20 protein-coding genes are annotated in these 26,088 nt (G+C 61.5%); 6 read left to right on the top strand and 14 right to left on the bottom strand.

Translation table 11 applies throughout. From position 1 onward, the window contains the following. Positions 1-276: 276 nt before the first annotated feature. The 3 genes from ercA (at position 277) to HCU66_RS11440 (ending at position 3,882) form a co-directional block, all read left to right on the top strand. Positions 277-1,440: an alcohol dehydrogenase-like regulatory protein ErcA gene (gene ercA, locus HCU66_RS11450; RefSeq protein WP_205888594.1), complete on the top strand. Its 1,164-nt coding sequence runs from the start codon at positions 277-279 to the stop codon at positions 1,438-1,440. Next, entirely contained in the window at positions 1,424-3,151 is a 1,728-nt protein-coding gene (locus HCU66_RS11445) for a PAS domain-containing hybrid sensor histidine kinase/response regulator (protein WP_205888593.1), read from the top strand. Before ercA ends, HCU66_RS11445 begins: the two co-directional genes overlap by 17 nt. 110 nt (positions 3,152-3,261) lie before the next feature. Then, entirely contained in the window at positions 3,262-3,882 is a 621-nt protein-coding gene (locus tag HCU66_RS11440; protein ID WP_205888592.1) for a TetR/AcrR family transcriptional regulator, read from the top strand. A 139-nt stretch (positions 3,883-4,021) separates the two neighbouring features. Here HCU66_RS11440 and preA read toward each other — a convergent pair whose 3' ends face one another. The 3 genes from preA to hydA form a co-directional block, all read right to left on the bottom strand. After that, positions 4,022-5,296, bottom strand: a complete 1,275-nt coding sequence (gene preA / locus HCU66_RS11435; protein WP_205888591.1) for an NAD-dependent dihydropyrimidine dehydrogenase subunit PreA — start codon at positions 5,294-5,296, stop codon at positions 4,022-4,024. Further along, positions 5,297-6,664, bottom strand: a complete 1,368-nt coding sequence (locus tag HCU66_RS11430; RefSeq protein WP_205888590.1) for an FAD-dependent oxidoreductase — start codon at positions 6,662-6,664, stop codon at positions 5,297-5,299. A gap of 166 nt (positions 6,665-6,830) precedes the next feature. Then, complete coding sequence (gene hydA, locus HCU66_RS11425; protein WP_205888589.1) at positions 6,831-8,270, bottom strand: dihydropyrimidinase; 1,440 nt, start codon at positions 8,268-8,270, stop codon at positions 6,831-6,833. Between the two features lie 622 nt (positions 8,271-8,892). On the opposite strand from hydA, the gene HCU66_RS11420 reads away from it, so the two are divergent. Together HCU66_RS11420 and HCU66_RS11415 are read left to right on the top strand one after the other, a co-directional pair. Further along, positions 8,893-10,377, top strand: coding sequence for an NCS1 family nucleobase:cation symporter-1 (locus HCU66_RS11420; protein WP_205888588.1), 1,485 nt, complete (start codon positions 8,893-8,895; stop codon positions 10,375-10,377). 130 nt (positions 10,378-10,507) lie between these two features. Then, positions 10,508-11,791 carry a Zn-dependent hydrolase gene (locus HCU66_RS11415; RefSeq protein ID WP_205888587.1) on the top strand — a complete coding sequence of 428 codons (1,284 nt, stop codon included), beginning with the start codon at positions 10,508-10,510 and terminating at the stop codon, positions 11,789-11,791. A 436-nt stretch (positions 11,792-12,227) separates the two neighbouring features. Here the strand turns inward: HCU66_RS11415 and HCU66_RS11410 are convergent, their stop codons facing one another. The 3 genes from HCU66_RS11410 to HCU66_RS11400 all read right to left on the bottom strand — a co-directional run bounded on the left by HCU66_RS11410 (position 12,228) and on the right by HCU66_RS11400 (position 15,487). Continuing rightward, entirely contained in the window at positions 12,228-13,343 is a 1,116-nt protein-coding gene (locus tag HCU66_RS11410) for a Gfo/Idh/MocA family protein (RefSeq protein ID WP_205888586.1), read from the bottom strand. Positions 13,344-13,612: 269 nt separating this feature from the next. Next, on the bottom strand, positions 13,613-14,380 hold the full coding sequence (locus HCU66_RS11405; RefSeq protein ID WP_018929676.1) for an SDR family oxidoreductase: 768 nt from the start codon (positions 14,378-14,380) through the stop codon (positions 13,613-13,615). A 39-nt stretch (positions 14,381-14,419) separates the two neighbouring features. Then, entirely contained in the window at positions 14,420-15,487 is a 1,068-nt protein-coding gene (locus HCU66_RS11400; protein WP_205888585.1) for a phosphotransferase family protein, read from the bottom strand. Positions 15,488-15,675: 188 nt separating this feature from the next. On the opposite strand from HCU66_RS11400, the gene HCU66_RS11395 reads away from it, so the two are divergent. Continuing rightward, on the top strand, positions 15,676-16,071 hold the full coding sequence (locus HCU66_RS11395; protein ID WP_205888584.1) for a DUF4280 domain-containing protein: 396 nt from the start codon (positions 15,676-15,678) through the stop codon (positions 16,069-16,071). 149 nt (positions 16,072-16,220) lie between these two features. On the opposite strand, the gene HCU66_RS11390 is transcribed toward HCU66_RS11395, so the two are convergent. From HCU66_RS11390 to tssE, 8 genes are all read right to left on the bottom strand, one after another. After that, positions 16,221-16,763: a toxin-antitoxin system YwqK family antitoxin gene (locus HCU66_RS11390; protein ID WP_205888583.1), complete on the bottom strand. Its 543-nt coding sequence runs from the start codon at positions 16,761-16,763 to the stop codon at positions 16,221-16,223. Positions 16,764-16,775: 12 nt separating this feature from the next. Further along, positions 16,776-18,785: a type VI secretion system Vgr family protein gene (locus tag HCU66_RS11385; protein WP_205888582.1), complete on the bottom strand. Its 2,010-nt coding sequence runs from the start codon at positions 18,783-18,785 to the stop codon at positions 16,776-16,778. 33 nt (positions 18,786-18,818) lie between these two features. Further along, positions 18,819-19,400, bottom strand: coding sequence for a hypothetical protein (locus HCU66_RS11380; RefSeq protein WP_205888581.1), 582 nt, complete (start codon positions 19,398-19,400; stop codon positions 18,819-18,821). An 87-nt stretch (positions 19,401-19,487) separates the two neighbouring features. After that, a complete protein-coding gene (locus HCU66_RS11375; RefSeq protein ID WP_205888580.1) occupies positions 19,488-20,132 on the bottom strand; it encodes a hypothetical protein in 645 nt (214 codons plus the stop codon). A 194-nt stretch (positions 20,133-20,326) separates the two neighbouring features. After that, positions 20,327-22,870 (bottom strand): type VI secretion system ATPase TssH, encoded by a 2,544-nt coding sequence (gene tssH / locus HCU66_RS11370; protein ID WP_205888579.1) that lies wholly within the window; start codon positions 22,868-22,870, stop codon positions 20,327-20,329. Positions 22,871-22,872: 2 nt separating this feature from the next. Then, a complete protein-coding gene (gene tssG, locus HCU66_RS11365; protein WP_205888578.1) occupies positions 22,873-23,898 on the bottom strand; it encodes a type VI secretion system baseplate subunit TssG in 1,026 nt (341 codons plus the stop codon). After that, positions 23,862-25,655 carry a type VI secretion system baseplate subunit TssF gene (tssF, locus tag HCU66_RS11360; protein ID WP_205888577.1) on the bottom strand — a complete coding sequence of 598 codons (1,794 nt, stop codon included), beginning with the start codon at positions 25,653-25,655 and terminating at the stop codon, positions 23,862-23,864. The genes tssG and tssF overlap by 37 nt, the downstream gene beginning before the upstream one ends. Then, on the bottom strand, positions 25,639-26,082 hold the full coding sequence (gene tssE, locus HCU66_RS11355; protein ID WP_205888576.1) for a type VI secretion system baseplate subunit TssE: 444 nt from the start codon (positions 26,080-26,082) through the stop codon (positions 25,639-25,641). The genes tssF and tssE overlap by 17 nt, the downstream gene beginning before the upstream one ends. Positions 26,083-26,088: the final 6 nt, after the last annotated feature.

Here is a 26,088-nt window from a genome sequence, read left to right as displayed (position 1 = left end):
CCGCGAAAGCGGTGTTTAAGGCGACATCAATGTTGACTGTACCGATGTCTTCGCGGGCAAGCCCGCTCCTACAGGGGATTCGCTTAACTGACTGGCATTAGGGCTTGCCCGCGAAAGCGGTGTGTCAGGCAATAGAGATATCGAATGTGCCGGATCTTCGGTGAATGCAAAATCCAAGTGCATCCCGGGCAGTGGTTACCCATTGGTCTGATTGCATTCGCAGCCGGATGCGTTAGTGTGGCTTTACCTTCAAAACAATAAGAAACAGGCTTTCCAATGAGCCAGAATCTCAGTCAACTGCGTAAATTCGTTTCGCCTGAAATCATCTTCGGCGCCGGCTGTCGGCACAACGTCGGCAACTACGCCAAGACCTTCGGTGCCCGCAAGGTGCTGGTGGTCAGCGATCCCGGTGTGATCGCCGCCGGCTGGGTCGCCGATGTCGAGGCCAGCCTGCAAGCCCAGGGTATCGATTTTTGTGTTTACAGCGACGTTTCGCCCAACCCGCGGATCGAAGAAGTCATGCTCGGCGCCGAGCGGTACCGGGAGAATCACTGCGATGTGATTGTGGCGGTCGGCGGCGGCAGCCCGATGGATTGCGGCAAGGGCATCGGCATCGTTGTCGCCCACGGGCGCAACATCCTTGAATTCGAGGGCGTGGACACCCTGCGTATGCCCAGCCCGCCGCTGATCCTGATCCCGACCACCGCCGGCACGTCGGCCGACGTGTCGCAGTTCGTGATCATCTCCAATCAGCAGGAACGCATGAAATTCTCCATCGTCAGCAAGGCCGCGGTGCCGGACGTGTCGCTGATCGACCCGGAAACCACCCTGAGCATGGACCCGTTCCTGTCGGCCTGTACCGGCATCGACGCGTTGGTCCACGCCATCGAAGCCTTCGTCTCCACCGGTCACGGGCCGTTGACCGACCCGCATGCGCTGGAAGCGATGCGGCTGATCAACGGCAATCTGGTGCAAATGATCGCCAACCCGAACGACATCGCCCTGCGGGAAAAAATCATGCTCGGCAGCATGCAGGCCGGGCTGGCGTTTTCCAACGCGATTCTGGGTGCGGTGCATGCCATGTCCCACAGCCTCGGTGGATTCCTCGATCTGCCCCACGGTTTGTGCAACGCGGTGCTGGTGGAACACGTGGTGGCGTTCAATTACAGCTCGGCGCCGGAGCGCTTCAAGGTGATTGCCGAAACCTTCGGCATCGATTGTCGCGGCCTGAACCACCGGCAGATCTGCGGGCGTCTGGTCAACCACCTGATCGCCCTCAAACACGCCATCGGCTTCCACGAAACCCTGGGCCTGCACGGGGTGAGTACGGCGGACATTCCGTTCCTGTCGCAACATGCCATGGATGACCCCTGCATCCTTACCAACCCGCGCGAGTCCAGTCTGCGCGACGTCGAGGTCGTCTATGGCGAAGCCCTCTGACGAACAACAACGGGCGCTGACCGGGCTGCTCGGCCTGGGCAATCACTCGGCGCGCAAGAGTCATTACCCGGAACTCGCCGCGCGCCTGGACGAGCTGGAAACCGAACGCAACCGCTACAAATGGCTGTTCGAAAACGCGGTGCACGGGATCTTCCAGGCCAGCCTGCAAGAAGGCATGCGCGCCGCGAACCCGGCGCTGGCGCGGATGCTCGGTTATCACGACCCGCAGGAGGTGTTGTTTTCCCTGACGGACCTGGCGGGCAAGCTGTTCGTCGGTGGGGCGCAGGAGCTGGAACGCATCGGCGAAATCCTCCAGCACGAGCGCAGCCTGCTGGGCTATGAGACTCAGCTGCGGCGCAAGGACGGCAGCGTCCTCGACGTGTTGATGAATCTGCTGCTCAAACCGGATCAGCAAGGCCTGGTGGAGGGTTTTGTCGCCGACATCACCGAGCGAAAACAGGCCCAGGAGCGTTTGCAACAGCTCAATGACCAACTGGAGCAGCGGGTCACCGCGCGCACCAACGAGTTGCTGGAAGCCAACCGCAACCTGCAACAGCAGATCACCCAGCGTAAACAGATCGCCGAAGCCTTGCGCGATGCCCGTGATGCCGCCGAGGCCGCCAATCGCAGCAAGGACAAATACCTCGCCGCCGCCAGTCACGACCTGCTGCAACCGCTCAACGCCGCGCGTTTGCTGATCTCGACCTTGCGCGAGCGCCACTTGCCCGACGTCGAACAGGTGCTGGTGGAGCGCACTCACCAAGCGCTGGAAGGGGCCGAAGATTTACTCACCGATCTGCTGGATATTTCCCGACTCGATCAGGCCGCGGTGAAGCCGGACATCGCCCTGTACCGCCTCGACGAATTGTTCGGGCCGCTGGTCTCGGAGTTTCAGTCGGTGGCGGCGGCCGCCGGGTTGAACCTGCGGGTGCACATGGGCGATTACGCCATTCATACCGACTTGCGCTTGATGACCCGAATCCTGCGCAATTTCCTCAGCAACGCCTGCCGCTACACCGACGAAGGCAGCATCCTGCTGGGGGCCCGGCGCCGGGGCGACGCGCTGCGTATTGAGGTCTGGGACACCGGGCGCGGGATCCCGGCGGATCGTCTCGACTCGATCTTCCTCGAATTCAACCAACTGGATGTCGGGCGCGCCGCCGATCGCAAGGGCGTGGGGCTGGGGCTGGCGATTGTCGAACGCATCGCCAATATCCTCGACTACAGAATTCAGGTTTATTCATTGCCGGGGCGCGGTTCGATGTTCAGCATTGAGGTGCCGATTTCCCATGAGATTCCACTGCCGATCAGCCAGGCCGCGCCGCAACCGAGTACCGGCAACCCGTTGCCGGGGCGGCGTCTGTTGGTGCTGGACAACGAAGTCAGCATTCTTGAAAGCATGAGCGCGCTGCTCGGGCAGTGGGGCTGCGAGGTGGTCACCGCCACCGATGAGGCGACCGCGCTGGTGGCCTTGCAAGGGCAGGCGCCGGAGCTGATTCTGGCGGACTATCACCTCGATCACGGGGTGGTGGGCTGCGAGGTGGTCCGGCATTTGCGCGAGCATTTCGGCCAGGCGATTGCGGCGGTGATCATCACCGCAGACCGCACCGATCAGTGTCGGCGCTCCTTGCAGCGACTCGAGGCGCCCTTGCTGAACAAACCGGTGAAGCCCGGCAAGTTGCGCGCGGTGTTGAGTCAGTTGTTGGCGTAAGGCGGCCCGTTTACCTGCCGCCAGACCGCTGTACGAAGTTTCGTTTTCCCCTGTCGCCGCGACGTAGAGCGGATGCTAGTCTTGATCAACGCTGTTGTCAGGGAGCCCTCATGGGCAATCACAAGATCGAGATTCGTCGCAGTAATGTCGAAAAAATCCTGCTGGCGGCCGAAAAGGTCTTCGCCGAAAAAGGCTTCGGCGGCACCGCCATGGCCGACATCGCCGCCGAAGTGCAACTGCCGCGCTCCAACCTGCATTACTACTTCAGCACCAAAAGCGAGCTGTACAGCGCGGTGCTCCTGGGTTTGCTGGAGGTCTGGAAGCAGGACGCCCTGTGCTTCGAGATGTTCGATGACCCGCGCGTGGTACTCAGCAGCTACATCCGCGCCAAGATGAACCATTCCCGCAGCCGGCCGTACGGTTCGAAAGTCTGGGCCAACGAAATCATCCACGGCGCGCCGACCCTGGGTGAGAAACTGGACGCGAGCCTGTACGACTGGGCCAAGATGAAAGAAGCGAAAATCCGCCAGTGGGTGGAAGACAAACGCATCCTGCCGGTAGAGCCTTCCAGCCTGCTGTACATGATCTGGGCCTCGACCCAGCACTACGCCGACTTCGATCACCAGGTGAACATTCTTAATGATCATCAGCCGTTGTCGGACATGCAGTTCGAACGGGCGGTGCAGACGGTGACCAGTGTGATCTTGCGCGGGATCGGGTTGGAGCCTTGAGGTTGGTGGTGCGGCTGCCGACCTCTTCGCGGGCAAGCCTCGCTCCTACAGATTTAGCGTCGATCATTTGATGTGGCTCGACATTAAATTGTAGGAGCGAGGCTTGCCCGCGAAGGCGTCAGTTCAGGCAACGCTGCGTTCAGACCGTGACATGGTAGGGATTCCTCGGATCATGGTTCCAATCCAGAAACGGCTTGCCCGTATCCACCGGCACCATCTCGATGCAATCCTGCACCGGGCAGGTGATCTGGCACAGGTTGCAGCCCACGCACTCCTCATCGATCACTTCATATTTGTGCGTGCCGTCGGCCTGTTTGAGGCTGGCAATCGCCTGGTGCGAGGTGTCTTCGCAAGCGATGTGGCAGCGACCGCAGCCGATGCACGCCTCCTGATCAATCTTGGCAATCACCTGATAGTTGATGTCCAGGTACTTCCAGTCCGTGGTGTTGCCCACCGCACGCCCGCAAAATTGCGACACGCTGGCGTAACCCTGACTGTCCATCCAGCGTGACAAACCGTCCTTCATCTCCTCGACAATCCGGAAGCCATGCAGCATCGCCGCCGTGCACACCTGCACCGAGCCGCTGCCCAGGGCAATGAACTCCGCCGCGTCGCGCCAGCTGCCGATGCCGCCAATGCCGCTGATCGGCAAGCCCTGGGTCTGCGGGTCGCGGGCGATTTCGGCGACCATGTTCAGCGCAATCGGCTTCACCGCCGAACCGCAATAACCGCCATGGGTGCTTTGGCTGCCGACGGCGGGATTGGCGACCATGCGTTCCAGGTTGACGCTGGTGATCGAGTTGATGGTGTTGATCAGCGACACCGCATCGGCGCCGCCACGGTGCGCGGCACGGGCAGCCATGCGGATGTCGGTGATGTTCGGTGTGAGTTTGACGATCACCGGCAACGAGCAGTAAGTCTTGCACCAGCGAGTGACCTGCTCGACGTATTCCGGCACCTGGCCGACCGCCGCGCCCATGCCCCGTTCCGGCATGCCGTGGGGGCAACCGAAATTCAGTTCGATGCCATCGGCCCCGGTGGCTTCCACCAGCGGCAGGATGTTTTTCCACGACTCTTCAACGCAGGGCACCATCAACGACACGATCAGTGCACGGTCCGGCCAGTCCTTTTTGACCTGGGTGATTTCCCGCAGGTTGATCTCCAGCGAGCGGTCGGTGATCAGCTCGATGTTGTTGAAGCCCATCACTTCACGGTTGGCCCCGAAGTGCGCCGAGTAGCGTGACGACACGTTGACCGCCGCCGGGTCTTCACCCAGGGTTTTCCAGACCACACCACCCCAGCCGGCCTCGAACGCGCGGACCACGTTGTAGGCTTTGTCGGTGGGCGGCGCGGAAGCCAGCCAGAACGGATTGGGGGCTTTGATACCGGCGAAGACAATCGAAAGATCGGCCATTTACGCAGCCTCCACGTTGAGCATGAGTTGAGCGTTGATGGCCTCGGCGGCCAGCTTGCCGTGCTGCACGGCTTGCACGGTGAGGTCCTGATCGAGGCTGGTGCAATCGCCGCCGGCATACACGCCGGGAATGCTGGTGCGCAGCTGTTCATCGACCTGAATCCGATCGCCCTGACGCTTGAGTTCACGGGCCAGCGGATCGGCGAGGGCAGCGGCGTCGAAAGCCTGGCCGATGGCTTTGAAGATCCCGTCGGCGGCCAGTTCGAAGGTTTCGCCGGTGGTTTGCAGGCGACCTTCCACCAAGCGGGTGCGGGCGAAGCGCATGCCGCGCACGTGGCCCTGATCGTCGAGCAGCACCTCTTCAGGTTGCGCCCAGGTCAGCAGCCGCACCTGATTGGCCTTGGCGATGTCCTGTTCGTGAACGGTGGCGCCCATGTCGTCGACGCCACGGCGGTACACCAGATTCACGTCCCGGGCACCGAGGCGGGCCATTTGCACGGCCATGTCGATGGCGGTGTTGCCGGCACCAAGAACGATGCAGCGCTCGGCCAGTGGCAGTTGCGTCAGGTCATCGGCCTGGCGCAGTTCGCGGATGTAGTCGGTGGCGGCGAGCAGGCCGGGGGCATCTTCATGGGCCAGGCCCAATTGTTTGCTGGCGGCCAGGCCGATGCCGAGGAACACCGCGTCGAATTGCTGATGCAGTTCGCTGAGGGTCAGATTCTCGCCAAGCTTGTGCCCATGGCGAATCTCGATCCCGCCAATCCCCAGCAGGAATTCCAGCTCCTTCTGCGCGTAATCATCCACCAGTTTGTACTTGGCGATCCCGTACTCGTTGAGACCGCCAGCCTTTTCCCGTGCCTCGAAAATCACCACGTCATGGCCGTGCATGGCGCTGCGGTGCGCGCAGGACAAACCGGCCGGGCCGGCACCGACCACAGCAATGCGCTTGCCAGTTGCGGCGGCGCGCTGGAACGGGTGTTCGCTGAAGTGCGCGTTGTCCACGGCATAGCGTTGCAACAGGCCGATCAGCACCGGCGCGCATTCCTGGGCGTTGTTGCGCACGCAGGCTTGCTCGCAGAGGATCTCTGTCGGGCAGACCCGGGCGCAACTGCCGCCAAGGATGTTGGCCGAGAGGATTTTCTGCGCGGCGCCCTGCACGTTTTCCTGATGGATATTGCGGATGAACGACGGAATATCGATGTCGCTTGGGCACGCATTCACGCAGGGTGCGTCATAGCAATACAGGCAGCGCGAGGCTTCCAGGTGCGCCTGACGCTCGTTGAGTGGCGGTGCCAGGTCGGTGAAATGGCCGGCGAGGGCGGCCGCGTCCTCATGGGGATGCGGGAGGTGGTTCAGGGTCTTGATCACGGTGTTGGCCTCACGGTTATTTGAGGTACTGCCTCTGGTGGGCTGATCGTTCCCACGCTCTGCGTGGGAATGCCTCAAGGGACGCTCCGCGTTCCAATGGGACGCAGAGCGTCCCGGGCTGCATTCCCACGCAGAGCGTGGGAACGATCGGGTCGGGAGTACAGGTTCAGCGTTTCACTGCTGTCGGCTTATTCACCTCAGCCCGCTTGCTCAGCAAATCAAACACCGCCGGATACGCCGGCCGTTCGATATACCGACCCGCGCCACGCTCGGCGCGCAAATCGCCATCGGCCCACACCACTCGGCCCTGGCTGATGGTATGACTCGGCACGCCGCGCACGGTCTTGCCTTCGAAGATGTTGAAGTCGACTTGCTGGTGATGGGTCTTGGCTGAAATCGTCCGCGTGCCTTCCGGGTCCCACAGCACCAGATCGGCATCGGCACCGACACGGATCGCGCCTTTACGCGGGTAGAGGTTGAAGATCTTCGCGGTGTTGGTGGAGGTGAGGGCAACGAAGTGCTGCATCGACAAACGCCCGGTGTTCACCCCTTCATCCCACAGCACCGCCATGCGGTCTTCGATACCGGCGGTGCCATTGGGAATCTTGCTGAAATCGTCACGGCCAGCGGCTTTTTGCTCGGCGCAGAAACAGCAGTGGTCGGTGGCGGTGGTGTGCAGGTTGCCCGCTTGCAGGCCATGCCAAAGGGCTTGCTGATGGCCGCGAGGACGGAACGGCGGGCTCATTACGTAACCGGCGGCGGTTTGCCAGTCCGGGTGTTGGTAAACGCTGTCGTCCAGCAGCAGATGCCCGGCCAGCACTTCGCCGTAAACCGGTTGGCCTTTGGCGCGGGCGTAGGTGATTTCGTCGAGGGCTTCCTTGGTCGAGACGTGGACCAGGTACAGCGGCGTGCCAAGGGTTTCGGCAATGCGGATCGCCCGGCTCGCGGCTTCACCTTCGACCTGCGAAGGGCGCGACAGCGGGTGCGCTTCCGGCCCGGTGATGCCCTGGGCCATCAACTTGCGTTGCAGGTGATAGACCAGCTCGCCGTTTTCCGCGTGCACGGTCGGCACCGCGCCCAATTCCAGGCAACGCTCGAAACTCGCCACCAGGGTGTCGTCGGCGGCCATGATCGCGTTCTTGTAGGCCATGAAATGCTTGAAGCTGTTGACCCCGTGATGGCTGACCAGCTCGGCCATTTCCTCGCGGACCTGTTCGCTCCACCAGGTGATGGCGACGTGGAAGCCATAGTCCGACGCTGACTTTTCGGCCCAGCCGCGCCATTGATGAAAGGCCTCCATCAACGATTGCTGCGGGTTGGGTATCACGAAGTCGATGATCGAGGTGGTGCCACCGGCCAATCCCGCCGCGGTGCCGCTGAAAAAATCTTCGCTGGCCACCGTGCCCATGAAGGGCAGTTGCATGTGCGTGTGCGGGTCGATGCCACCGGGCATCAAGTATTGGCCGCTGCCGTCGAGCACTTGCGCATCGGCGGGAACATCAAGGTTTTCACCAATCGCTTTGATTACGCCGTCGGCGCAATAGACGTCGGCGCGGTAACTTTCATCGTGGGTAATAACGGTGGCGCCACGGATCAACAGAGACATTCCGAGTTCCTCGCAGGCATGACCGACTATTGCCGGTTCTAGATGTTTTATATGAAGCAGACACCAATCGGTGTATTCCTGTCAGTGCTGTCAAGAATAGACGCTAGCTGCAGTTTATGGATTGAGCAAGAATATTTTTTATAAGCTTATTACTGTTTTAACTTGATGATAAATAAGGATAAAAAATGATAATCACCAAAATGGTGAGGCTGTTCACCATTTTGACGCACTTGACAGGTTCGAAATATGGTCAAGATTTTCTATGTGAAATCAGCCGCTTGAGAATGGTCTATGGTTGATGCGCAACCTTGCAAAAAAACATCGACGCACCAGATTGAGTCCTGACTGTTCGGACAACTTGCCTGGCATTCGGCCTGAGTGGCCTGGCAACTCACCGGGGACTCGCGGGTTGGATAAATAAAGTTGATTAACATCAGTTGGTTAGCAAGGTTTTATGGCACTGCCCGAGGCGCAAGCGGGGCACCCGGCACGTTTATTGATGCCGCCGCTGACACCTTGGCCGGTCCGTAAAAGTTGTCAGTTTCTCCGGCCATCGTCCGGCTCGCGCGCATTGCGCCAGCCTCCGATGAGCAAAAATAATCAAAAGAACAGTGGAGCGGCCATGCAACAGATCAGATCGCAAGTGACCGAGCGCGACGGCTTGTTTGAGCTCGAAGCCGGCAGCGATGTCCTCGACAGTCCCCGATACAACCACGACATGGCACCGACCAAGGTGCGCGAACGAACCTGGAACAAATGGCACATCACCGCCTTATGGGTCGGCATGGCGATCTGCGTGCCGACCTACACCCTCGGCGGCGTACTTACCGCGTACTTTGGGCTGACCGTCGGCGAAGCACTGCTGGCGATTCTGTTCGCCAATATCATCGTGCTGATCCCGCTGACCCTGAACGCCTTCCCTGGTACCAAGTACGGCATTCCGTTTCCAGTGTTGCTGCGCTCGTCCTTCGGCATTCTCGGTTCCAACATTCCATGCCTGATTCGCGCCCTGGTGGCGTGCGGCTGGTTCGGCATCCAGACCATGTTCGGCGGGCTGGCGATTCACCTGTTTCTCGGCTCGGTGTTCGATGGCTGGAAGGCCCTCGGCGGTACTGGCGAGGTGATCGGCTTCATGCTGTTCTGGGCCTTGAACCTGTGGGTGGTGATTCGTGGCGCGGACTCGATCAAATGGCTGGAAACCCTCTCGGCGCCGTTGTTGGTGCTGGTGGGCGTGGGGCTGTTGGTGTGGGCCATGCCGAACGTGTCGATGACCGAGCTGCTGGCGATCCCGGCCAAGCGTCCGGAAGGGGCCGGCGTGGCCAGTTACTTTGCCGCCGGGCTGACGGCCATGGTCGGCTTCTGGGCCACGTTGTCGCTGAACATTCCGGACTTCAGCCGCTACGCGAAAAGCCAGAAGGATCAGATCATCGGGCAGATCATCGGCTTGCCCCTGACCATGTTCCTGTTCGCCTCCCTCGGCGTGGTGATGACGGCCGCGTCGGTAAAACTGGTGGGCGTCACCGTCTCTGATCCGGTCACCCTGATCGGCCATATCCAGAGCCCGGTCTGGGTCGCACTGGCCATGGCGCTGATCATCATCGCCACCTTGTCCACCAACACTGCGGCCAACATCGTGTCGCCAACCAACGATTTCCAGAACGTCGCGCCCAAGTACATCAACCGCACCACGGCGGTGATGCTCACGGGTTTGGTCGGGTTAGCGCTGATGGCTCATGAGCTGCTGAAAAAGCTCGGGCTGATCGTCTCGGATCTGAGCCTGGAGACGGTGTATTCCAACTGGTTGCTGGGCTATTCCAGCCTGTTGGGGCCGATCGCCGGGATCATGGTGGTGGACTACTTCCTGATCAAGAAACAGGAGCTGGATCTGGCCGGCCTCTACCGCGACGACGTGTACCCGGCGTGGAACTGGTTCGGTTTTATCGCCTTCGGCGTGCCGGTGGTGTTGACGTTGCTGTCGCTGGGCAGCGACGCGTTCAGCTGGTTCTACAGTTACGGCTGGTTCACCGGCTCGGCCCTTGGTGGGCTGATTTATTACGGGTTGAGCGTGATGCGGCCGAGTCCTACTGCTGTGAAGTCGGCTGTTTGATCGTTCCCACGCTCGGCATGGGGAATGTAGCCCGGGACGCTTCGCGTCCCAGAAGCGGACGCAGAGCGTCCATGGATGAGTTCCCACGCAGAGCGTGGGAACTATCAGAAGAAAAACTGAGGAGATCACCATGAACGCTGCCGTAGACGTTCTGCAGTCCACCCATCAGCACATCAACCGCGACCGACTGTGGCAGTCGCTCATGGACCTGGCCAGACTCGGCGCCACGGTCAAGGGCGGGGTCTGCCGACTGGCCCTGACCGACCTCGACCGCCAGGCCCGGGACATTTTCGTGAAGTGGTGCGAGGAGGCCGGTTGCACCGTCAGCATCGACGCCGTCGGCAACATCTTCGCCCGCCGTCCGGGGCGCAACCCGAACCTGCCACCGGTGATGACCGGCAGCCACATCGACACCCAGCCCACCGGCGGCAAGTTCGATGGCTGCTTCGGCGTGCTGGCCGGGGTCGAAGTGTTGCGCACCCTCAATGACCTGGGGGTGGAAACCGAGGCGCCGCTGGAGGTGGTGGTCTGGACCAACGAAGAAGGATCGCGCTTCGCCCCGTGCATGATGGGCTCCGGCGTGTTCGCGGAAAAATTCACCCTTGAGGAAACCCTGGCCAAGGTCGATGCCGAGGGCGTGACCGTCGGCGAAGCCCTGAACGCCATCGGCTATGCCGGCCCGCGCAAGGTCAGTGGCCATGCCGTGGGGGCGTATTTCGAGGCGCACATCGAGCAAGGCCCGATTCTTGAAGACGAGCGCAAAACCATCGGCGTGGTGATGGGCGCCCTCGGGCAGAAATGGTTCGACCTGAAACTGCGCGGCGTCGAAGCCCACGCCGGTCCGACACCGATGCACCTGCGCAAGGATGCGCTGGTCGGCGCCGCGGTGATCGTCGGCGCGGTCAATCGCGCCGCCCTCGGCCATCAACCCCACGCCTGCGGCACTGTCGGCTGCCTGCAAGCCTACCCTGGCTCGCGCAACGTGATTCCTGGCGAAGTGCGCATGACCCTGGACTTCCGTCATCTGGAGCCGGCGCGACTCGATTCAATGATCGCCGAAGTCCGCCAGGTCATCGAAACCACCTGCGAGGAACACGGCCTGACCTTCGAACTGACCCCCACCGCCGATTTTCCGCCGCTGTATTTCGACAAGGGCTGCGTCGAAGCGGTACGCGGCGCGGCGCAAGGGCTGGGGCTGTCGCACATGGACATCGTCAGCGGGGCGGGGCACGACGCAATCTTCCTCGCCGAACTCGGCCCGGCCGGGATGATCTTCGTGCCTTGCGAAGGCGGCATCAGCCATAACGAAATCGAAAACGCTGCGCCGGATGACCTGGCGGCCGGGTGTGCGGTGTTGTTGCGGGCGATGCTGGCGGCTTCGGATGCGATTGCCAGTGGTGAGCTCGCGGCTTGACATGCCGACGCGCGCTGAAATAAATCAGCGCACGTTACAAACCCTAAGCGACCTTTTGAGCTTCCGGTCCCGGCAGTCGATTCATTCGCACTATCAGAGCCCTCGGCGGTCGTAATCTTCACAAGGCAGCGCGCAAAGTGCCGCCGCAATTGTGGAGATCTTCGAGATGCGTGTTTTCTCGCCACTGTCACTCGCACTCTGCGCGGCGATTCTGGGCGGTTGCGCCAGTCCGCCGCCTCCGCCACCGGCTGCTCCGCCACCACCACCGGTTCGTACCTGTTCGACCACCGAAAGCACCGATGTGCAGGGTAATATGAGGGCTGAAGGGCAGGTGACCCGGACCACGACCCTGACCCGTTGCGTCACTCAGTAGGCCGGATCGGGTGTGCCGCCAGTGACGCTCTGTTCAACTGGCGGGTAGGGTCTGAGGTGGCCTTCAGACTTCCTCGATCCTGACCCACCGCGACTCCCGTGCCGCCAGACGAATCGCCGTCGCCAGGCGTTCGACTTCCCATGCCTGCTCGAAATCAGTCCCGTCCTGACCGAGGCCGGCCAGCGCCATCACCAGCTCATGCACCTCAAGGGTCTTGAGTTCGTTGTAACCCAACTGGTGCCCCGGTGCCGGGCTGAAAGCGGCATAGCCCGGCAAGTCCGGCCCCGCCAGCAATCGCTGGAAGCCGCCTTGCCCGGTGCGATACAGCCGCAGTTCATTCAAGCGTTCCTGATCGAACGCCAGGGTGCCTTGGGTGCCACTGATTTCAAAACGCAGGTGATTCTTGTAACCGTGTTTGAGCCAGCTGCTGCTGAACGTCCCTCGCGCGCCGTTGGCGAAGCGCAGCAACGCGTGGACCTGATCGTCGACTGCGACCTCACGTCGTTCCTGGCCACCCACCGTCACGGGACGTTGCGCATGCACGGTCTGGGTGTCGGCGCTCACCGCCTGGACATCGCCCAGCAGATAACGGGCCATGGCCAGCAAGTGACTGCCCAGATCCGCCAAGGCACCACCGGCGTAATTGGCGTCGCAGCGCCAGGACCAGGGTGAAACCGGATCGGCCATGAAGTCTTCGCTGAATTCGCCCTGGAAACTGATGACCTGTCCCAGCGCGCCGTTTTGAATCAAATCCCGAGCCAGGCCGATGATCGGGTTGTGTTGATAGTTGTAACCGACCCGCGTCACCACGCCCGCGGCTTTGGCGGCAAGACGCATGGCGCTGGCCTGTTCGAGGTTCACCGCCAGCGGCTTTTCGCAGTACACCGGTTTGCCGGCGGCGATGGCAGCCATGGCCATGGGGTAGTGCAGATGGTTGGGGGTGGTAATGGCGATCAGGTTGACCTTGGGGTCATCGATCAGCTGTTGCCAATCACTGTGCGCTGTCTCGAAGCCCCAGGCATCGGCGCAATGGCGGGCGCGCTGCGGATCAGCATCGGCCAGGGCGGCGAGTTTGAGCTTCAGCGGCAATTCAAAAACGGCGCTGACATTGCGAAACGCCAAGGCGTGGGCGCGGCCCATGAAACCTGTGCCGATGAGTCCGATACCGAGTTCGCGCATAGCCGGGGTCCTTTTGGTTTTTGTTTTCAGGAGGGCTATTTATGGAATATAAATTCTCATAATGCAATTGTATGGAATAAATATTCCCTTTTCTGATCGTTCCCACGCTCCGCGTGGAAATGCAGCCAGGGACGCTCCGCGTCCCAAAAAAGCGGACGCAGAGCGTCCGGTGAGGCATTCCCACGCAGAGCGTGGGAACGATCAGTGGTGAGTACTGAAATCTAAAAAGGCAGCCCTGAGGCTGCCTTTGATTCATTCGCAGAACCGAATCAGGACAGGAACCCGCCATCCACGTTCAGCGAAACCCCGGTCGTGTAGCTCGACGCATCACTGGCCAGATACAACACCGCCCCGGCCATTTCACTCGGGTCCGCCACGCGCTTGAGCGGAATCTGCTGCAACGCGGTGTTCAGAATCGCTTCGTTCTTCACCAGCGCCGAAGCAAACTTGGTATCCGTCAGACCCGGCAGCAGAGCGTTGCAACGAATGCCGAATTGCGCGCATTCCTTGGCGAACACCTTGGTCATGTTGATCACCGCCGCCTTGGTCACCGAGTAGATGCCCTGAAAGATCCCCGGCGAGATGCCGTTGATCGAGGCGACGTTGATGATGCTGCCGCCGCCGTGTTCGCGCATCAGCTTGCCGGCTTCCACCGACATGAAGAAGTAGCCGCGAATGTTCACGTCGACGGTTTTCTGGAAGGCGCTGAGGTCGGTGTCCAGGACGTTGCAGAACTGTGGGTTGGTCGCGGCGTTGTTGACCAGGATGTCCAGTCGTCCGAATTGTTCGCGGATGGCGGCGAAGACCTGGGTGATCTGTTCCATCTCACCGATGTGGCAGGCAATGGCGGTGGCCTTGCCGCCGGCGGCGATGATCGCGTCGGCGACGTGCTGGCAACCGTCGAGCTTGCGGCTCGAAACGATGACGTGGGCACCTTGTTGCGCCAGCAGTTTGGCGATGGCTTCACCGATGCCGCGGCTGGCGCCGGAGACGAAAGCGATCTTGCCGTCGAGGTCGAACAACTGAGTCTTGGACATGATTTTTCCTTGTTATGAGGCCCGATCAGAGAGCCGCGATCAGAGGCTGGATTTCTGGATGACCTGCAAGCTCATCTGCTCCAGCAGTTTGTTCATGTGAATGAACTGCGCGAAGCGCTTGTCCTGGGTCTGGCCATGGAAGAAGCGGTAGTAGATCTGCTGCACGATACCGGCCAGACGGAACAGGCCGTAGGTGTAGTAGAAGTCGAAATTGTCGATCTGGATGCCGGCGCGCTCGGCGTAGTAATCGACGAACTCGCGGCGGGTGAGCATGCCGGGGGCGTGGCTTGGCTGGCGACGCATCAGTTGCACCGGCGCCGGGTCGTCGGCTTCGATCCAGTAGGCGAGGGTATTGCCCAGGTCCATCAGCGGGTCGCCGAGGGTGGTCAACTCCCAATCCAGCACGCCGATGATCTGCATCGGGTTGTTCGGGTCGAGGATCACGTTGTCGAAGCGGTAGTCGTTGTGGACGATGCTCGACGTCGGGTGATCGGCCGGCATCTTGTCGTTGAGCCAGGCCTTCACCGCTTCCCACTTCGGCGCGTCCGGGGTCAGGGCTTTTTCGTAGCGCTCGCTCCAGCCTTTGATTTGCCGCGCGACATACCCTTCGGGTTTGCCGAGGTCGCCCAGGCCATAGGCCTTGTAGTCGACCCGGTGCAGTTCGACGAACTTGTCGATGAAGCTCTTGCACAGGGTTTCGGTCTTCGCTGAATCAAGGCCCAGTTCCGGTGGCAGTTCGGCGCGCAGGATGATGCCCTTGACCCGCTCCATCACGTAGAACTCGGCACCGATCACCGACTCGTCGGTGCAGTGCACGTAGGCTTTGGGGCAATAGGGAAAACCGTCCCGAAGTTGATTGAGGATGCGGAATTCGCGGCCCATGTCGTGGGCCGACTTGGCCTTGTGACCGAATGGCGGCCGACGCAGGACGAATTCCTGTTCGGGGTATTCCAGCAGGTAAGTCAGGTTCGACGCACCGCCCGGAAACTGGCTGATTGTCGGCAAGCCGCTCAGGCCCGGAATGTGCGCCTTGAGGTACGGATCGATCAGACTGGCATCGAGTTCTTCGCCGGAGCGGATACGGGTGGACTGGTCAGTAAGCGCCATGCTTATCCCTTCTGCTTATTTTGGAGGCCAGACATCATTGGCTAATCTAATGGCGCGCCGGGGTGGCCACAAGCGCGGCACGGTCTTATAGGTTAGCGTGTTGCCGGATAATCAGCGTTCCTGATGTGCGCGAACAGGCTCGGCGGACTATGGTTCAGGGGGTAGGGATTCCAGGAAGGAGAATCGACATGGGCTGTCCGCAAGTTTGCGCCACCGCGACCCTGCAATGCAGTTTCGGCGCGGCGCCGGCGGTTCTCAACGTGCTGCCGGTGAATCGCACGATGACCGCAGGTATGCCGGCGGCGAACATCATGGACCACATCCCGCTGGTGAACGTCATGCCGTTCGGCACGTGCATGAGCATGGCCAACCCGATGGTCGCGGCCGCCACCGCCGCAGCGCTGGGTGTGCTTACCCCAATGCCATGCATCCCGGCCACCGCCACCCCCTGGATCCCCGGCGGCGCGCCGACCCTGCTGCTGGGCGGCATGCCGGCCATCGACGCCAACAGCACCTTGATGTGCAACTGGGCCGGGGTGATCAAGATCGTCATGCCGGGGCAGATGCAGATGCTGATTCCCTGACGCCCACAACCTTGTAGCCGCTGGCGAAGCCTGCGTTCGGCGGCGAAGCCGTCGTGAAATCAGCCACCTCGGTGTGCCAGGAATACCCCGCATTCAGGGTTTGCGACGGCTGCGCCGCCGAACGCAGGCTTCGCCAGCTGCTACATAGTTTAGGCCTGCTCGGGATCACTCCAGCGCCTGAACCACCAGCGCACCCTTGAGATCGGTTTGCCATCGGCATCCAGTGGTCGCCCGTCGGCGGCGAAACCCTGTTCCGGCTCCAGCAACTGACCATTCAGATAACGGGCTTCGACCGCCGGTTTGCCATTGGGATGAAAGCGCTGATAGCGCCCCTCGCGCACCCCATCGCGGTAGAACTCGACTTCCGCCAGTTGCCCGTCGGGAAAGTAATTGAACGCCTCCCCATGCAGCAGCCCTCGGCGGTAAGTCGCCTTGCGCTGCAGCCAACCTTCGGGGGCATGGAAACTGGCGATCCCCTGCAATTTGTCACGGACAAACGGCAGCTGCGCCGAGACCTTGCCATTGGGGTGGTAGAGCAGCGTGGTGCCTTGCAGCTCGCCCTGGCTGTAGTGCAAATCGGCTTGTGCGCGGCCGTCATCCTTGATGTTCAGCGCACCGTCGAGCTGGCCATCGAGCAAGCGGCCTTTGAGCTGTTTATCGTTCTGCTGCACGTTCAGCGGCGTGATGGCCATGGGATCTCCTCATCAGTTGACCTGCACCAGACCACCCTTGATGGTCAACATGCCGCCGCCATCCACGGTCTGCGAAGCGGCGCCCTTGTTGGTCAGGCTGATTCCGGCATCGTTGGTCATGGTCGTGCCGGCCTTGTTCTCCAGCGAGGTGCCGGCCTGATTGCTCAGGGACGTACCGGCCTTCTGACTGATCGAAGTACTGGCCTCGGCCGCCAGATCCGCACCACTCTTGATCGTGAAACTGCCACCGCTTTGCAGGGTCAGGGTGCCGGTCACCTTGATGGTCAGGTTGCCGTCCACCGTCAGGCTGTAATCGCCGGTGACCTTGTGCGTGTAATTGCCACCGGTGCTGTGGGTCTGGTCAGCGCCCACGGTCACCGTGCGGCTGTCCTTCACATCGAGATTGTCGCTGCCGGTCTGGATGGTCACGCTGCGTTTACCTTTTTCCAGGGTTACGGTCTCGTCGCCTTCTTTCACCGTGCGCGTGCGGGCGTTCTGCACCGTCAGGGTTTCGTCGTGGCCGACAGTGGCGGTGGTGTCGTTGAGCACGTTGATCTTCAGATCTTTCTGCGCCTGCAAAAACACCTCTTCGGCGTCCTTCTTGTCCTCGAAGCGCAACTCGTTAAAGCCACCGCCGCCCTTGGACGATTGGGTCTTGATCCCGGACTGGGTCTGATTCGCCGGCAGTGCGTAGGGCAGGGCGTTGTCACCGTTGTAGACGCAACCGGTCACCAGCGGCCGGTCCGGATCGCCGTCAATGAAGGTCACGATCACTTCCTGGCCGATCCGTGGCACAAACTGCATGCCGAAACCCTTGCCGCTCCAGGGCAACACCACCCGCACCCAGCAGGAACTGGCTTCGTCATTCTGGCCGTCGCGATCCCACGGGAACTGCAACTTGATCCGGCCGTATTCGTCGGTCCAGATATCTTCGCCCGATTTGCCGACGACGATGGCGGTCTGAGTGTGCATTCGTGGTTTGGGCGTTGTCCGTGCCGGGCGGAACGGCGTGGCTTTGGGAATCGCTTCAAAGCGATTGCGATAATGTTCGTGACTGGCTTCGTGGGTGACCGCCGTCACCACCCAATCGATATTCAGATTCGCATCATCATGGCCCGCAAGGGTGAACCAATGCCCCGGCACCAACCAGCGACAGTCACTTTCACCGACGAAACGCTTCTCCTGACTGCGCAACCCGTCGACCCGTTGCTTGGTCAACGCATCACCCCGAGCCTTGGCGTTATAGCCGCCCGGATGCTCGTACATTGAACGCGGCCCGGCCACTGCTTCGGCCTGGCCGTAGAGTGAAGTGGTCGGGGTGGTGAACTCGTAATCCGTCGCCCGATACACCCCGGCCACCGCCTGCACGCAGACCTGTCCGGAGCGAATGCCATGCAGTTCACGTTCGCCCAACTGCTGACCGAGATAGCTCACCTTGGGGCCATTGGGGATCGGCACGAACGCATCGTTACTGTCACCCAGCACCAGCGTGTGCTTGCCGTCCTCGTGGGTGAAAAACCAGAAAATCCCTTCCTCCTCCAGCAATCGCGAAACAAACGCGAAATCGGTTTCGCCGTACTGCACGCAGTACTCGCGCGGGGTGTAACTGCCGGTGAGTGAGAGTTTGAAGTCGGTGAAGGCGTGGGCCTTGAAAATGGTGGTGACGATGTCTGAAGTGCTGAGGTTCTGGAACACGCGGTTGTTGCTGGCCAGGGTCAGCCACCAGAGCCATGGCCTTAGAACAAGTTGATAACGCTCGGCGGTCGCGTCGGCGGGCAGCTGGCGGATTTCGGCGACCAGCGCGTCCATCGGACGGGTCAGGGCGTCGTTGTGCAGGGTGGTGGTGACGTGGGTGGCGACGGCGGTGGTCAGGGTCAGTGAAGTGCCATCGTTGAGACCGTTGAGGGTTTGCGTGCCCAGCGCATTGAGTGCTTCGTCGCCGGACAGCGACTCAGGGTAAAGCGCCGACAGCGAGGCGGCGGTGAGGGAAAGGCTGGTATTGCTGTCGGTGGTGCGGGGCATTGAATGGCCTCAGTGGGTGGATAAGGGGAAGGCTTACCACCTGAACGTGCCACCTCTTTCATGGATTGCAGCCTGGTTATCACTGACCCACCCATCCATCTCTCTCTCATTTCCATAGACGTAGCTGTACATCAATACCGAATTACCGACATAGGGGCCGAGTTGCGGTGCACAAAGAGGGCAGGGGCTTAGTTCGATATAGATACGGGTGACGAAGTTGCTGTAATCACCATCCGGAAGGACGACGCTATTGATCGCCTGGACCAACGCACTGATCTCCGCGTGCCCGCGCAGGGTCGTGACGACCTTCTTGGTCGTGGTGGTGTAGTTTCCGAGGAGGTCCAGCTTTAATGCGCTGTCGCCGAATTTGTACATCAGTACGCCACGTGAGGCATCGAAATGTTCGACCACGGCGAAACAGGTTCCATGGGACGCTCCCGAACCGGCCTGGGCGCGGCGAGCTGAAGAGGACTCATGACAAATACTGGCCAGGTCGGGAATGGTCCCGCCGTTTGTGGCATGGTTGGCCGCCAGCCAGGTGGCGTATAGAGGATTTGCCCCTGTCATTGCCACATCGCCGCCAGAGTAACGACCAACCTTGTGTATTTCAGTCATGCCAAATCTCCTGTTGAAGATCCCCGTCAGTTCACTCTGCCGATTCTTCTGTCCCTTTTCTTTCTCATTTTTTCATTCGTTCGCTTATTACCCTAACTGTACGACAACCGGATTGAGTGTCTCCATGTGCGCAGAGTAACCGCAAGGACCGACCTGTTGACTGGAAGCCTTATGACTCACGTAGTCGAAGAGGTGCATCAATGTATCGCTCATGTACCTGACTGCACCCGATATGCCGTCTCCTGCTGTGCCCGAGTGAGCCTCCACCTGAAACCAGGAATCTCCATTGTTAGTCCCGAAAAGAACAGTTCCCCAGTTTTGTTGGGGGGTCAAAGGGAGCCGAAGCTCATATTGAGGATTGGCGTTCCCAGGGTAATGAGAAGATGGCAAATTCAAGCCTGCACCTCGTTGTCCCGAGGGCACTGTTAACTGTTGATATTCCTGTTGCCAGGTTTGATACAGGGCTGCTCCGTCTCTGACGATAACGTGCCCGCCATGGAAAGCCAGCGTTCCGCCCTCTGTGTTGCCTGCCTGAGTGGTGCCCAACTCGTACAAGTAGCGGACTTGGTTGACCAAGTCCATTTGCAGCCCGCTGAAGTAAGCCTGATCGTAAATGAGCCGTTGATAAATTTCATTGGAGGTAAAAACGCGCATGCCTGGAACGGTGGCCAGACTTAACCATGGACGAATGCCTCCACCAAGCTCTGCAGGGGTCATGATGTTAAATGGCATGATTGCTCCGTGAAGTTGTGAGTTGTTGATGTTGACGAGTGATACTCAATCTGGAGGGAGTGGATTTGCCAGCTCTATAAATGGCAAATCGATTGTTCTCCCTGAAAATCAAGTCGCTTTTGTAATCTCGACATTTTTTTGTACTGCTTCATTTTTTGGCATATTAGTCTCCCAGATCATTCAGATGAGTACTGTTACTCCAACACCCACTCCGCCAACTTCCCCGTCACCTGGGTCATCAACACATTTTCAACATCCCTTGCCCCGGCCGCACTGCACTTGGCCAACACCGCCTGCACAATCCCGGCATCGAACTCAAACTGCTTGCCGGTCGCGGCCTTGTAGCGCCCGCGCAATTTCTCCAGCTTCGCCAGCACAATCCCTTCCAGCGTCGTCTCATCCAGCGGCCGATACGCCACCACCGTCATGCGCGCCAGAAACGCGGGGCGAAAGGCTTTGAGCAGCACGTTATGCAGCGCTTCGTTGAAGGCATCGGTGCCTAGTAGTGCGGTCGGCGTATCGAGCAACAACTCGGCGCCGACATTACTGGTGGCGAGCATCACGGTGTTTTTGAAATCCACCACCAGGCCGGTGCCGTCCTCCATGACGCCTTTGTCGAAGACGTTGTAGAAGGCTTCGAGCACGTCCGGGTGGGCTTTTTCGATTTCGTCCAGCAGCACCACCGAATAGGGTTTGCGCCGCACCGCTTCGGTGAGTACGCCGCCACTGCCGTAGCCGACATAACCGGGCGGGGCGCCTTTGAGTTGGCTGACGGTGTGGGCTTCCTGGTATTCGGAGAGGTTGATGCTGATCAGGTTGCGTTCGCCGCCATACAGCGCATCGGCCAGGGCGTAGGCGGTTTCGGTTTTTCCCACGCCAGTAGGGCCGACCAGCAGGAATACGCCGACCGGTTTTTGCGGGTCGGTGAGGCCGGCGCGGTAGGCTTGCAGGCGCTGGGCGATGGTATTGAGCGCGGTGCTTTGGCCCATGACCCGCAAGCCCATGCGCTGGCCGAGGGTGCGCACGGCGTGGGCTTCGTCGGCGAGCATTTTACCCACCGGGATGCCGGTCCAGCCGGCGATCACGGCGGCCACGGTTTTGCCGTCGACCTGTTCCGGCACCAACGGGTCGTCCTGGCGAATGGCGTCCAGACCGGCCTCCAGGCGTACCAGTTCGGCGGCCAGATGATCGATGCGGCTGTCGGTGGCTTCGTCTGGTTTTTCGTAGTCGGCGCGCTCGCTCAAAGTGAGTAATTCGCGACGGGTGTCCAGCAGTTCGCGCACGGCGATCCGCTCTTCGTTCCAGCGGGTTTCCAGTTCGCGAATGGCCTGCACGTTGCCCACGGATTCGGTTTCCAGCAGGGTGATGCGTTCTCGGTGATCGAGCCCGGTGGCCTGTTCGCGGCGCAGGCGTTCGACTTCGTCTTTGAGGCTCTGCTGGCGATGGCGCAGGCTCTCCAGCGGTGGCGGCACGTCGTGCTGGCCGAGGGCGACCCGGGCGCAGGCGGTGTCGAGCACGCTGATGGCTTTGTCCGGCAACTGGCGCCCGGAGATGTAGCGGTGGGACAGTTTCACCGCCTCGTGAATCGCCGCATCCAACACCTGCACGCCGTGGTGCTGTTCCAGTTTCGCGGCCACGCCACGGAGCATTTCCACGGCGGTGATTTCGTCCGGCTCCTCGACTTGCACCAGTTGAAAACGTCGGGCGAGGGCCGGGTCTTTCTCGAAGTATTTTTTGTACTCAAGCCAAGTGGTCGCGGCCAGGGTGCGCAACTCGCCACGGGCCAGCGCCGGTTTGAGCAGGTTGGCCGCGTCGCTGCCACCTTCCGCGCCGCCAGCGCCAATCAGGGTGTGGGCTTCGTCGATGAACAGAATGATCGGTTTGTCGGCGCCGCGCACCGCGTCGATCACGCCTTTGAGCCGTTGCTCGAACTCGCCTTTGACCCCGGCACCGGCCTGCAACAGACCGAGGTCGAGTACCCGCAGGCTGACTTCCTGCAACGACGGCGGCACGTCGCCGGCGGCAATGCGCAAGGCCAGGCCTTCGACCACCGCCGTCTTGCCCACCCCCGGCGCGCCGACCAGGATCGGGTTGTTCTGCCGACGCCTGAGCAGGATGTCGATGCACTGACGAATCTCGCCGTCGCGGCCGACGATGGGGTCGATGCGCCCGGCGTGGGCATCGGCGGTCAGGTCCTGGGTGAACTGATCGAGGACCGAATCCTGTTTCGGCTGCGCATTGCCGGCATTGACCGGCCGCGTGCCGCCGACGTGTTCGCGGGAGTTTTCGGTCCATTCCAGCAGGTTGCTGCGCAAGGCTTCCCGGGGGATTTTCAACAGCGATGAGGCGCTGTTGAGCAGCAGACTGCGGCGTTCATCGCGATCAAGCAAGGCCAGCAGCAGCAAGCCGGAGCGGATGCTCTCCAGGCCAAGCACACTGGCCTGCACCACCGCGTCTTCGAGCAGGCCGATGGTTTGTGCCGAGAGTGCCGGGGTGCGGGTGCTGCCGGATTTGAACAGTTCCAGGGCCTTGTTGATTTCCGCCGTCAGGGCATCGCGCTCCAGGCCGAAACGCGGCAGCAGCCAGGCGAAGTCGCCGCCCTCGATGTCCAGCAATTCCAGCAGCAGGTGTTCGATTTCGACGTAATGGTGACCCCGTTGCAGGCAGCGTTGCGCGGCCCGTTCGAGGGCGCGGCGGTTGTCCGGGTTGAGGCGTCCGATCAGGCTGGCCAGTTCCATGTTCAGGTGATCTCCAGCTGACGAAGGCGGGTCTCGATCCGTTGCACGGCGAGGCTGGTCTGACGCTGCAGGCCGCCGTTCCAACTGAGCAAGGGCGGTGCTTGGCGAGCGAGTTTCATCGGGCTGGCACCGCGTATCAGCAGCACCAGCGTGCACTCCAGGTCGGGGCCGAAATACAGCGCGCTGAGACTGGCCAGCGCCGGATGGGCTTCGCCGTCCGGCAGAAACCACGCCGCCTGCGCCGAGGTCAGCGGACCGAGGGTCAGGCGGATGCCGGCGTGTTCGTCCCAGACCCGGGTGCCGGCCACGGCGCTGCGGCCCAGTTGCAGATTGCGCCCACCCGGTTGCAGACGGCTGCGACTGGCGGGGGGGATCTCCCGCCAGGCGCCTTCATAGGCGCTGAGTTCTACTGGCAGTTCGAAGTGCTCGCGCACGATCGCGGCGAAGCCGGCCAACGAACGACGGCCGTCGGCAAACAACGCGCTGCACGCCAGTACCGCGGAATCGGGGATGGCCTGCCGTTCCTGCAAGGCTTTGGGCAACAACCCGGTCAGCGCCCGCAGTTGCGCCTGCACCGGCGACGCGCCGGGGACCGTGAAGCCGAGCGCAATCCGGTGTTTGCGCATCACCTTGTACAACAGGCTGAGCAAGCGATGCTGGAACAGGTCGAGGAATTCGGCCGGTGCATGATCCTTGGCCCGGGCCCGTTGCTGCAGCCATTCCTGATAGGCGTAGGGCAGGGGGCCGTCGGGTCCGCCGAGGCCAAACACTGGGGTCGTGAGTGTCGGTTGCTGACCCGTTTCCTGAGTCAGGCTTTCGATTTCGCTGGCGGAAAAAAGCGGCGTCAACGGCCCGCGCAGGCGCAAGGCTTCCGCTTGAGGCGCGGTGCCGCTGCCCAGGGATTCGGCTTGCGGGTGTTCGCGTTCCAGCAGCAGCAAGGCCTGCAATAATTCGAACGCCTGCGGATCGCGCCGCAGCTTCTGGCTCAGGCTCAGAGGGACAGCGGCATGCCGGCTTGGGGTTGCCATGTCTTGACCTCCTTGCCTGACTGGACCAGGACCGTGCGCACGAAGCGGTTGGCCGTGGCATAGAGTGAAAAGAATTGTGCCAGCACCGCTGAGAACAACACCGCGCTGCTGCCGACGAAATGCTGCGGATCGAGTTGCAGCCGGACTTCCAGCCCATTGCGCCAGCCGCGCCACGCATCTTCGCCGACATGGGCGATCACCCGTTCGCAGCCAAGGCCGAGCAAGCCGTCGATCTGCCGCAAGGCGCTGGCCTCGTCGCGCAGGTTGTGCAACTGAAGGATTTCCTTGAGGGCATCCAGCGCTTGCGGCCCCTCGACCAGCGACAAATGATTGAGGGTCAGTTGCGACACCAGCCGCCAGCGGGATTCGCCGTCCAGTCGCGGCACACTTTGCGGGCTGGGCGGGTTGCGCAAACGGGCCCAGGCCACCGGCCCCGGCCGTTCGAAACCCAGGAGCGTGCCGGCCGGCAGGCTCTGGGCGAGGTGCCGGTTGGTGCACAGCAGTTCGGCGGTGAGGCTGTATTCGCTGGCCTCGTTCAGCGGATCGAGCCGGGTGTCCACCAGGCTCACCATCAGGTCGGTGCCCAGCCGATTCGGGGTCATGCCGCTGACCCGGCGCGCATGCCAATAGCACTGTTTGTCGCCGCCGATATGCTGGCTGCCGTAATACGCCGGCACCCGTTGCACGCCCTGGCTGGAACTGGCGCGCATCGCCCGGATGCTGTGGATCTCGACGCTGTTTTCCCGGTGACTGTCGGCGACCAGACGATATTCGCTGCGGGTGCCGTCCGGGCGCAGGGGTTCCGAGGTTCGCGGAAACAGGTTGATCACCGGCGCGCAGCCAAGGGCGAAATCGCTGGCCTGAAGGTGCAGACGGTTGGCTGGCGCACGGTCGAACACGATGTACAGGTACAGCGTCTGGCTGTCGCTGGCGGCGCCGGCCAATGGAATGTCGAAGAAGTTGAATTTGTCCGGGAAGGCAAAGTACTCGGCGAGCAGGCGCATGCCCGGATGCACGCCGTCCTCGTCCGGCAACAGCACTTCGTTGCTGGCAAAACCGACGATGTCCGGCAGCCCCGCGAGCACTGTCGGCACACAGCCGACCGCGCCGGCCAGCACCTTCACGGCATGGGCGCCGAGCAGGTCATAGAGGCAGGCGTTGATCACCGGCGAGGCGGCAAGGTGAATGCGCAGTTGTTTGATGGCCAGCGTCGACCACTGGCTTTCACCCAGGCAGCGCAGGCTCAGGCGCAGGGCCGAGCGCGCTTGCGCCACACCGGTCAGGGCCTGGGCTTCGTCGCTGCCCAGCAGCAGCGCTTCGTTGATTTGTACCGGCCACAATCGAACCGCGGCGCTGGTGCGAAAGTGGATGCTCTCGCCTTTGGCAGTGGTGACGAACAGCGGCGTGTCCCGTGGCAGCGGGTAGCCATCGTCCAGGTTGCCCTTGCTCGGGTCCGGCTCGAACTGCACGATCGCGCAGGACGGCAACGGCCGCATGGCCAACGGGTAAAGCTGTTCGAGCAAGGCGTCGCTGAATTCGGCGTAGTCGTCGTCGAGCCGCCGTTGCAAGCGTGCGGCGAGCAAGGCGAAACCCTCAAGCAGCCGTTCGACATGGGGGTCGGGGCATTCACCGGGGGACAGTTCCAGGCGTCTGGCGACCTTGGGATAACGCTCGGCAAAAATACTGCCGGCGTGGCGCAGCCAGGTCAGTTCGCGTTGGTAGTAATCGAGCAGTTGCGGGTCAATCGAGTCGCTCATGACGCACCTCAAGGCCATGGCTGGCCGGCTCGATGACAAAGGCCACGGGCCAGTGTTGCTGGCCGCTGCTCAACTCGCCCACTAGCCGAATGCTCAGTTGCTGCGGATGGCCGGGGACCGGATTGACCTGGACCTCGCCCAGTCGCAGGCGCGGTTCGAAATGGCTGATGGCCTCGCGGACTTCCCGCGCCAACTGACGACGGTCATCGCTGCGCTGCTGTTGCAAGGCGGTCCAGTCAGCGATGCCGTAGTCGAGAATGCTCGGTGGAGAGGTCAGCGGACGTGAGCCGCGTCGGGTGTTGAACAGGCGCAGCAACTCCGTGTGCACCGAGTCGAGCAGCCCCTGGCGATCGAACACCTGCACGGTGTCGACCTCGCTGGCGGCGAGGCGCTCGAACAACGGTGGGAGCATGCCGGTGCCTGCCATGGCCGA

Origin of the sequence: Pseudomonas frederiksbergensis (assembly GCF_017114915.1) — a bacterium.
GTDB lineage: Bacteria > Pseudomonadota > Gammaproteobacteria > Pseudomonadales > Pseudomonadaceae > Aquipseudomonas > Aquipseudomonas frederiksbergensis_I.
The sequence above is the reverse complement of the archived record's forward strand: the minus strand, read 5'-3'. Positions and strand labels throughout refer to the sequence as shown.